General features: G+C 51.6%; 1 protein-coding gene. It reads left to right on the top strand.

The genetic code is table 11. The annotated features are described in order from the left end of the window. Positions 1 to 244 (top strand): hypothetical protein (locus tag M6F29_RS11475; RefSeq protein ID WP_298159980.1); only part of this gene is annotated, 244 nt, incomplete at both ends.

Genomic DNA, 244 nt, shown 5'->3' on the forward strand with positions numbered 1-244 from the left:
CCGTCCCAGTTATACGATCAGCATTTGGGCAAAAAATACCCGGATGGCTTTGTCCTTGATGACGAGGATGAAGGTTGGATCGATTTTTGTCTCTATGATCTGCCTGAGTTGCGGGCCACAGGCTGGCGTGTGGACATGGACGCAAATTTCCGCTTTAATTTTGCCAAAGTGGAAGACTGGACCGTCACTGTGGAGGAGGGCGGTGGCAACGATTGGTTTGGTCTGGGATTGGGGATACAGGTGG

The sequence above is a fragment of the Ferrovum sp. genome (genome assembly GCF_027317285.1).
GTDB lineage: Bacteria > Pseudomonadota > Gammaproteobacteria > Burkholderiales > Ferrovaceae > Ferrovum.